Annotated in this window: 9 protein-coding genes; 1 reads left to right on the top strand and 8 read right to left on the bottom strand. The window is 60.3% G+C overall.

From position 1 onward, the window contains the following. The coding region (locus ACIOVB_RS25025; protein ID WP_401271987.1) for an ABC transporter substrate-binding protein at positions 1-733 on the bottom strand (733 nt) is incomplete at its 3' end. Between the two features lie 352 nt (positions 734-1,085). On the opposite strand from ACIOVB_RS25025, the gene ACIOVB_RS25020 reads away from it, so the two are divergent. Further along, on the top strand, positions 1,086-1,799 hold the full coding sequence (locus ACIOVB_RS25020; protein ID WP_187677495.1) for a UTRA domain-containing protein: 714 nt from the start codon (positions 1,086-1,088) through the stop codon (positions 1,797-1,799). A 471-nt stretch (positions 1,800-2,270) separates the two neighbouring features. On the opposite strand, the gene ACIOVB_RS25015 is transcribed toward ACIOVB_RS25020, so the two are convergent. The 7 genes from ACIOVB_RS25015 to minD all read right to left on the bottom strand — a co-directional run. Then, positions 2,271-3,605, bottom strand: a complete 1,335-nt coding sequence (locus ACIOVB_RS25015) for an amidohydrolase (protein WP_401271986.1) — start codon at positions 3,603-3,605, stop codon at positions 2,271-2,273. A gap of 64 nt (positions 3,606-3,669) precedes the next feature. Next, positions 3,670-5,823: a mechanosensitive ion channel domain-containing protein gene (locus ACIOVB_RS25010; RefSeq protein ID WP_401271985.1), complete on the bottom strand. Its 2,154-nt coding sequence runs from the start codon at positions 5,821-5,823 to the stop codon at positions 3,670-3,672. Between the two features lie 77 nt (positions 5,824-5,900). Further along, positions 5,901-6,077: a hypothetical protein gene (locus tag ACIOVB_RS25005; RefSeq protein ID WP_305442182.1), complete on the bottom strand. Its 177-nt coding sequence runs from the start codon at positions 6,075-6,077 to the stop codon at positions 5,901-5,903. 164 nt (positions 6,078-6,241) lie between these two features. Then, positions 6,242-7,531 carry a M18 family aminopeptidase gene (locus ACIOVB_RS25000; protein WP_187681369.1) on the bottom strand — a complete coding sequence of 430 codons (1,290 nt, stop codon included), beginning with the start codon at positions 7,529-7,531 and terminating at the stop codon, positions 6,242-6,244. Between the two features lie 179 nt (positions 7,532-7,710). Further along, positions 7,711-8,346 carry an RluA family pseudouridine synthase gene (locus ACIOVB_RS24995; protein ID WP_007960625.1) on the bottom strand — a complete coding sequence of 212 codons (636 nt, stop codon included), beginning with the start codon at positions 8,344-8,346 and terminating at the stop codon, positions 7,711-7,713. Between the two features lie 91 nt (positions 8,347-8,437). After that, the gene (gene minE, locus ACIOVB_RS24990) at positions 8,438-8,692 is read right to left on the bottom strand and encodes a cell division topological specificity factor MinE (protein ID WP_003223146.1); all 255 of its coding nucleotides are present in this window, start codon (positions 8,690-8,692) and stop codon (positions 8,438-8,440) included. Continuing rightward, positions 8,692-9,347: septum site-determining protein MinD (minD, locus tag ACIOVB_RS24985; RefSeq protein ID WP_401271984.1), on the bottom strand; the 656-nt coding region annotated here is incomplete at its 5' end. The genes minD and minE, both read right to left, overlap by 1 nt.

The raw sequence follows: 9,347 nt of genomic DNA, 5'->3' as shown, positions 1-9,347 counted from the left end.
CCATCTTGGCCTTGTAGCTCAGGCCGTTGAAGTCCCAGACCACGCCGACTTCGATCTCGCCTTTTTCCATGGTGGCGATGGTCGGGTTGGCCATCGACAGGCGACCTTGCTTGGCGATGTCTGCGAACAGCAGCAGGGCAGGCTGGATATTCTTCTCGTCGCCACCGTTGGCCAGCGCTGCGGCCAGAACGCCGTTGGCAGCTTGCGCAGCGGTGCTCACGTCACCGATGGAAACCTTGTATTTGCCGCCCTTGAGGTCAGCCCATTTGGTCGGTACGTCGGAACCGTGCAGCAGCTTCTTGTTGACGATGAAGGCGATGGTGCCGGTGTAGGCCAGTGCCCAGTTGCCGTCCTTGTCTTTAGCCCAGTCCGGGATCTGGTCCCAGGTGCTTGGCTTGTACGGTTGCACCACGCCTTGCTTGACCGCGATCGGGCCGAAGGCGGCACCAACGTCGCCGATGTCGGCGCTGGCATTGTCTTTTTCCGCAGCGAATTTGGCGATTTCCTGGGCCGAGCTCATGTCGGTGTCGATGTGTTTCAGACCGTATTTTTTCGCCAGGTCTTCCCAGGTGCCTTTCCAGTTGGCCCAGTCATCGGGCATGCCGACGCTGTTGACGGCGCCTTCCGCTTTCGCAGCGGCTTCGAGGGTTTTCAGATCAGTGTCGGCCGCCATGGCGGCGGTGCACATTGCAATGGTCGAGCCTAACAGTGTTGCCAGGAAAAGCTGTTTCATTCCGAAGCTCCTTGGTCGTGTTCAACGCTGCGATTGCGGTTTGTGTTGGTCTAGGTCAGCAATACCTGAGCCAATTTAAGGGGGCTGGATGACACTTTCATGTCGGTGGCCTTGCTTCAGGCCTTTTATTTGCCCGGTATCGGCGGCTGCCAGATAAGCGTAGACCATGCTCAAAGCCCCGGCGGGCAAGGGACTTGGCCGATGTATTGCAAGTCGTTAAGGCGACCGTTGAGCAGGTTTGTCATCTGTTGGTCATCTGCACTGCCTAGGCTTGCAACACTCGTTAACGGCTTGCAGGTCGTTCGGTTTTTGCCCTGAAACAGTGCTGGTCTAGTCCAGGTAGGTAACGTTGATGCGCGATGAGGCAACAAAAGCGGTGACAGCGATTGGCCAGGTGTTGCAGGAGCAACTTGACCACGGCTTATTAGCGCCTGGCAGTAAGTTGCCGGCCGAGCGCAAGCTCAGTGAGTTGTTTGGCACGACGCGGATTACTGTGCGTGAGGCGTTGTTGCAGTTGGAGGCGCAGGGGCAGATTTATCGTGAGGAGCGGCGGGGCTGGTTCGTTTCGCCACCGCGTCTGGCCTACAACCTGATGCAGCGCAGTCACTTTCACGCGATGGTCAGTGCGCAGGGGCGGGTGCCTTCGACCGAGGTGATTTCGGCTCGACTGCAACCGGCTTCGGCGGCGGTGTGTGCCTGGTTGCAGTTGCCGGCGTTGTCGAGTGTGATTCAGATTTGTCGGTCGCGGCGGATTGATGGGCGGTTGGTGCTTTATGTAGAGCACTATTTGAATCCGCAGTATTTCCCGGGGATTTTAGAGTTTGATTTGAATCAGTCGATTACTGAGTTGTATGCGCGGCATTACGATTTGCACTATGGGCGGGTGCGGTTTGAGATCGTGCCTACGTCGTTGTCGGTGGATGCGGCGGCGGCTTTACGGGTGTCGGTGGGGAGCCCGGGGTTGCGGATTGCTCGGGTCAATTATGATCAGCATGAGCGGTTGATTGATTGTGATCTGGAGTTTTGGCGGCATGATGCGATTCATGTCGGGGTCGATGTCGTTTGATCGGTTGGGTGAATATCCGTTGCTGCGGTGATGGCTTCTTATGGTTTCGCCCTGACGGTCGACTCCCTTTGGCAAACGCCCCAAAGGAAGCAAAGGTCTTTACCCTGACGTTCGGCCCTCGCCGTGGCTCGGGTTCCTTCGTTCCGGGATTGATCCGGGCGCATCGCTTCCGGTTTGCTTCGCTGCACCTCCTTTCGATGTGTTCGACTTCGTCGAACGGTCGCTGCGCTCCCACCCCCGGATCAATCCCTCCACTCAGCCTGCCGACGGGCCTTCAGATCAAGAGCCGCAGCCGAGCTAACGCTCATCCTGTTGAGTGGTGAAGAGCGGATGCGGTTTGCTTTTGCTTTTTTGTGGGAGCTGGCTTGCCAGCGATGGCGGCCTGACAGTAGAACAAGTTCTGTCAGGCTGTCGCGATCCAATTGTGGGAGCGAGCCTGCTCGCGAAGGCGCCCCCACAGTCACTCCATCTCTATTTGGCTGCCCCGGCATTGGCATACAAATAATCCGTCGCCAACGATGCCAGTGTCCTCACGCCCACCACCAACGCTGACTCATCCACAAAGAACCCCGGATTGTGATTCGGCGCGGCCTTGCTTATGTCTTGGTCTCGCGGAGTCACGCCGAGAAACACAAACAGCCCCGGCACTTCCTTGGCAAAGAACGAGAAGTCCTCCGCGCCACCCACCAGCGGCGCATTCACCACATCATCCTTGGCCGCCCACTTCAATGTCGGCAGCATTTTTTCGGTCAGTGCCGGGTTGTTGATGGTCGGGTCGTATTTTTCGATGATGGTGACGTCGGCTTTCGCAGCACCGCTTTCGGCGATTTTCTCGACGGTCTGGCGCACGTCCGCATGCAGTTTCTGGCGGATGCCGTAGTCGTAGGAGCGGATGGTGCCGGTCATGTCGACGGATTCGGGAATGATGTTGTAACGGGTGCCGCCGTTGATGGTGCCGATGCTGACGACAGACGGGAAAGACGAAATGTCGGTGCGGCGGCTGACCACGGTTTGCAGGCCGACGATGGTTTGGGCGCCGACGGTGATCGGGTCGATGCCGTCCCAGGGGCGGCCGGCGTGGGTTTGTTTGCCGAGGATTTTGATGCGCAGGTCGTCAGAGCTGGCGAGGGTGGCGCCCGGGCGGTAGGCGATCTGGCCGGCCGGGACGCCGGCCCAGACGTGCAGGCCGAAAACGGCGTCGGGTTTGGGTGATTTCATCACGCCTTCTTCGACCATCATTTTCGCGCCCCAGGTGTTTTTGCCGTCGGGGATGAAGTCGCTTGGGCCTTCTTCGGCGGGTTGGAAGTAGAACACCACGGTGCCGGGCAGAGTGTCGCGCATGCCTGTGAGAATTTTCGCCGTGCTCAGCAGGATCGCGGTGTGGGCGTCGTGGCCGCAGGCGTGCATCACGTCGACTTCTTTGTCGAGGTAGGTGCCTTTGGCTTTCGAGGCGAACGGCAGGTCCGCGACTTCCTTGACCGGCAGCGCGTCCATGTCAGCGCGCAGAGCCACGGTCGGGCCGGGCAGGGCGCCTTTGAGGATGGCGACGACGCCGGTGCGGGCGACGCCGGTTTTCACCTCAAGGCCCATGGCTTTCAGTTGTTTGGCGACCAATTCGGACGTGCGTTTTTCTGTGTTGCCCAGTTCCGGGTGGGCGTGGATGTCGCGGCGGGTTTCCAGCAGTTCGGGCTCAAGTGCCTTGGCCTGCGTGGCGATTTGTTCGCGGGTGCTGTCCATCGTGGCAGCCCCGGCGTGGCCGGCGAACAAGGTGAACAGAACGGCTTGGGCAATACGTGTGAGCTGCATCGGGTTTCTCCTTGTTTATTATTCTTGGCTTCCCAGCCTGTGACCCGAACGTCGTGCCTAAGTGCTATTCCTTCGGCTGGCCACCACCGGCGGTGATCACTTGCACGCTCATGCGTGGCGTCGCCAGATCCAGCCCGGCTTCGTCGAGATGGCGCTTGAGCGACAGGTTGAAGGCTCGGGAAACTTCCCACTGTTTGATCGGCGCGGTCTTGAAGCGGGCGCGCAGAATCGCGCTGCCGGACTCGAAACTCTCTACACCCTGAATCTCCAGCGGCGACCAGATATTGCGGCGTTGCAACGGATCGGTGCGCATTTTCTGGCCGACGTCGCGCATCAGTTTGATCGCGTCGTCGATTTCCATGTTGTACGGCACCGCCACGCGGAAGATCGCGTAGCCGAATTCCCGTGAGTAGTTCTTGATGCTTTTGATTTCGCTGAACGGGATGGTGTGGACGATGCCGTCGATGTCGCGCAGGCGCACGGTGCGGATGGTCAGGCCTTCGACGGTGCCGAGGTGGCCGCCGACGTCGACGTAATCGTCGATGGCCAGCGAGTCCTCAATGATGATGAACAGGCCGGTGATCAAGTCCGCCACCAGCGACTGTGCACCGAAACCGATAGCCAGACCGATCACACCGGCACCGGCCAGCAGTGGCGTGACGTTCATGCCCATGTTCGCCAGGGCGACGATCAGCGCGATGATGAAAATCGCCACGAACAGCACGTTGCGGATCAGCGGCATCATGGTTTGCGCCCGCGCGTTGGCCAGGCCTTTGCGTGAGCGAGTGAGGGCGTGGTGCACGGCGGTGTCGGCGAGGATCCAGATCAGCCAGGAGAAAACCAGTGTGCCGATCAGGCTGAACAGTTTGACGCTGACGTCATGCCCTTCGCCTTCGGCAAAACCGATCAGCGACTGGCCCCACACGCGCAGGCCGAGTTCGATGAACACCAGCCACACCAGCAAATGCGCGAGGGTATAGAAGAAGTTTTTCAGGCGCTCGGAATAGAGCGCGTGGCGTTTTGACCCGCGTTGCGGTTTCAGCGAGTGCCTGCGCACGAGGCCGTTGATCACCATGCACAACACTAACAGTACGGTGCAGATCAGCGACTGGCGTAGCGCGGTGCTGGTGTCGCCGGCGGAGACGAAGGTGGCGAACAGCGAGATGCCGACCAACACCAGCGCTGGTACGTACCAGAAGGTGCCGAGGATTTCGATGGTGTCGCTGAGCGCGCGTCGGGTCAGGCGTCGGGACAACGGCTGGTTGCGGATCAGGTGGGCGATCGGCCGGCGGAATCGCAGGATGAACAGCCCGGTCGACAGCGCAGCGAGAACATTGGCGATGGTCGCGGCGGTGTGCGCCAGATGTACGCCGAGGCTCTCGATCAGGCGCGGGTCGTTCAGCGCCTCCCCGAAGGCGGCGAAGCTGCCGATCAGCCACAACGGCCGAAACGCCTGATGGCGCAGGATGTACAACGCGCGATGGCGGTGTGGGCCGTCGAGCAGGGAAAAAGCGATCACGCAGATCGCCGAGAAGCAGGTGCCGACCACCAGCGCGTAGGCCAGCACCATCGCCAGGCTTTTGCCCAGAGACGACGGCAACGCATAACTCATGTAGACGGTGATCACCAACGCGATCAACCACGGCCCGAGCTTGCGCAATGCGAAGCGCAGCATGTCGACGGCCCTGGGGTGTTGCGGCAGTTCTTCAGTGAGTCCGAAGCGCATGCGCACCCGGTGACTGACCCAGATCAGCGCGGCGGCAAGCAGGCTCCAGACCATGAGAATCATGGCGAAGCCGAAAATGATCGGCAGCCATTCACTGGCCGGGAGCATCAGCGCTTTCAGTTCATCTTTGGCCAGATCGAATTCGTTGGACCAGCGAGTGACCGGGCTGCCAGCTCCGGAAAACTGTTTCTCGAAATTGGCCAGGGTGCCGCCAATCAACCCGAGCACGCCTTCTTCGGGAGAGGCCTGGGCTTTTTTCGTGGCGTCGCGCAGTTTCTTCAGATCGGTCAGCAATTGTGCACGTTGCTTGTCGTTTTCCAGCGACTTGATGACTTCGTCAAGGGACTGGCCAAGCGGTTCCTGGGCTTCTGGCTGCGTCTTGGTGGTGTTGAGCAGGCCCGGCAGACCGACCGCTTGGGCGGGCGCCATGGGCAGCAGCGTCATCAGGCAGATGAGGAACAGGCAGGGTAGAGCAAAAAGACGAGCAAACACTAGGCGGTCAACCTCGCAAGGGGCGGATTCGCTGGAGTGTACGAGGCCGCATTAATCAATGCGAGCCGGGCGCGGATTTATTCGTTGAGTTTGGCGAGGATCTTGTAGACCACGGTGGCGAGTATCGTCAGCATGCCGATCCACATGGCGAACACCCCGGCGTTCTTGTCGCGGAAGTTGAAGCCGACGGCCAGCAGGATCATTCCGCTCAGGATGGGAATGAGCATGGCGTGGAAGGAGGACATCGAGATCATGGTGACTGCCTTGTCGGAAGGGATGATTTGAGTCTAGGTCGGTTTCCACTTGTAGGAGCTGCCGCAGGCTGCGATCTTTTGATCCTGTTTTTGATTTATAAAACACAAGATCAAAAGATCGCAGCCTGCGGCAGCTCCTACAGGGGGCGTGTCGTGCCGAATTGTTACGGCAACTCGCGGCAGGCGTAGAAGGCGCTCAGCACTTTGACCAGATGTGCCAGGTCATGGCTGCCGCACAGTTCGCGGATCGAGTGCATGGCGAAGGTCGGCAGGCCGATATCGACGGTGCGCACGCCCAGGTGGCTGGCGGTGATCGGGCCGATGGTCGAGCCGCAGCCCATGTCGCTGCGCACCACGAAGCTCTGCACCGGCACTTCTTCGGCCATGCACAGGTGACGGAAGAACCCGGCGGTTTCGCTGTTGGTGGCGTAGCGCTGGTTGCTGTTGACCTTGATCACCGGGCCGGCGTTGAGTTTCGGGCCGTGGTTGGCGTCGTGCTTCTCGGCGTAGTTGGGGTGTACGCCGTGGGCGTTGTCGGCCGAGACCAGCAGCGATTTCTGGATGGTGCGGACGAACTCGTCACCTTCCGGCAGCAGGCGACGCAGGGTCTGTTCGAGCATCGGGCCATCGGCACCGCAGGCTGAGCAGGAGCCGACTTCTTCGTGGTCGTTGGCGACCAACACGCAGGTTTCGTCGGTCTCGGCTGTGAGCAAGGCTTGCAGGCCGGCGTAGCACGACAGCAGATTGTCGAGGCGCGCGCCGGCAATGAAGTCGCCGTTCAGGCCAATCACCGCAGCGCTTTGCGTGTCGTAGAAGCTCAGCTCGTAATCGAGCACCACATCGGCGTTGAGGCCGTGTTCGCGGGCCAGTTGATCGGTGAGTACGGCGCGGAAGTCGACGCGTTCGTCACCGGCAAATTGCGCGAGGATCGGCGGCAGTTCGGTTTGAGCATTGATCGCCCAGCCCTGATTGGCTTCACGGTTGAGGTGAATGGCCAGGTTGGGAATGATCGCGATCGGTGCCTTGAAGTCGATCAACTGGCTCTCGACCTTGCCGTCACGGCGGAAGGTCACGCGGCCGGCCAGCGACAGATCGCGGTCGAACCACGGCGCCAGCAGCGCGCCGCCGTAGACTTCGACGCCCAATTGCCAGAAGCCCTGACGTTGCAGCTCCGGTTGTGGCTTGACCCGCAGGCACGGGCTGTCGGTGTGTGCCCCGACGAGGCGGATGCCACCGTGCAGCGGTGAGTGACGGCCCATTTTGATCGCGACGATCGAGGAGTCGTTACGAGTAACGTAGTAGCGGCCGTTGGGCTCGGTAGTCCATGGCTCGCGCTCGTCGAGGCGCACGAAACCGGCGGCCTCCAGACGTTGAACAAGGCTGGCGGTGGCGTGGAACGGGGTAGGGGAGGCCTTGAGGAAGTCGATCAGGCCTTGGTTCAACTCTTCGCGCATAAGAAGCTCCAGACAGCAATGGGCGGGAGTTTAACGCATTGAACGTGGAATTGAATCTGAACCGGATCCCCTGTGGGAGCGAGCCTGCTCGCGAAAGCGATTGATCAGTCAACATCAATGTTGAATGCAATACCGCTTTCGCGAGCAGGCTCGCTCCCACATGGGTTCGGCGGTGCCATTCAGAACGGCGCCGGGCACTCGAAGCGCAGACGCTCACCGGTTTGCGGGTGGGTGAAGCTGAGCATGCTCGCGTGCAGGCACAGACGCGGCCAAGCTGCCAGTGCCTGTTCGTGGGCGTATAGCCCGTCACCGAGCAGCGGATGCCCGATGGATAGCATGTGTACGCGCAACTGGTGCGAGCGACCGGTGATCGGTGTCAGCTCGACGCGGCACCAGTCGCCGCAACGTTCCAGCACGCGCCAGAAGGTCAGCGCATGCTTGCCGAATTCGTGATCGACCACGTGGCGCGGCTTGGTCGGCGGATCGTAGCGCAACGGCAGGTCGATGCTGCCGCTGTCCAGTTCAGGCTGACCCCAGGCCAATGCGGTGTAGGCCTTTTCGGTTTCTCGGTCGTGAAACTGGCGCGAGAGTTCGCGGTGAGTGTCGGCGTCACGGGCGAGCAGAATGATGCCGGAGGTTTCCCAGTCCAGACGATGGACGATGCGCGCTTCCGGGTAGCCGTTTTCCTGCAGGCGGGTAATCAGGCAGTCCTTGTTGTCGTCGGCGCGACCGGGCACCGAGAGCAGCAGGGTCGGTTTGTCGACCACCAGTACGGCGGCGTCCTGATGGATGATGCGGATGTTGGACAACGGCATTAAAACAGCCTCGTAACAAATGCCAACGGCGGCTCAGGGCCATTCCGGTTTGGGAATGGCCCTGAGCCGCCGTCGTTCCTGCCGTATCGACTCAGCGATCAGGCAGGGTGATGTTGAGTTCCAGAATCGAGCAACTGCCCTGGCTTTCCAGTGCAACATGTACGTCGTCGTTGCCGATGTTGACGTACTTGCGGATCACGTCGACCAGTTCCTTCTGCAAGGCTGGCAAGTAATCCGGCGTGCTGCGCTGGCCGCGCTCATGCGCCACGATGATCTGTAGACGCTCTTTCGCTACCGAGGCGGTACTTGGCTTTTTGTTGGCACGAAAGAAGTCAAAAAGGTTCATTACCTACCTCCAAACAGGCGCTCGAAGAATCCCTTCTTCTCGACATCGAGGAAACGGTGGGCTTTTTCTTTGCCCAGCAAGCGGTCGACGGTATCGCTATACGCCTGACCGGCATCGCTCTGATCGTCGAGAATGACCGGTACGCCCTGGTTGGATGCCTTGAGCACCGCCTGGGATTCCGGGATCACGCCCAGCAGCGTTACCGAGAGGATATCCTTGACGTCTTCAACGCCAAGCATCTCGCCCTTTTCAACACGCTCTGGATGGTAGCGGGTGATCAGCAGGTGTTCCTTGATCGGGTCTTCGCCACGTTCGGCGCGACGCGATTTGCTCGCCAGCAGGCCGAGCATGCGGTCCGAATCTCGTACCGAGGACACTTCCGGGTTGGTCACGACGATCGCTTCGTCAGCGAAGTACATGGCCAGGTGCGCGCCTTTTTCGATGCCCGCCGGGGAGTCGCAGACCACGAACTCGAATTGTTCCTTGAGCTCCATCAGGACTTTTTCCACGCCTTCGACAGTCAGCGCGTCTTTGTCGCGGGTCTGACTGGCGGCCAGTACGTAGAGGTTTTCCAGACGCTTGTCTTTGATCAGAGCCTGTTGCAGGTTGGCTTCGCCGTTGACCACGTTGACGAAGTCATACACCACGCGGCGCT

Origin of the sequence: Pseudomonas sp. NPDC087639 (assembly GCF_044743385.1) — a bacterium.
Taxonomy (GTDB): domain Bacteria; phylum Pseudomonadota; class Gammaproteobacteria; order Pseudomonadales; family Pseudomonadaceae; genus Aquipseudomonas.
The sequence above is the reverse complement of the archived record's forward strand: the minus strand, read 5'-3'. Positions and strand labels throughout refer to the sequence as shown.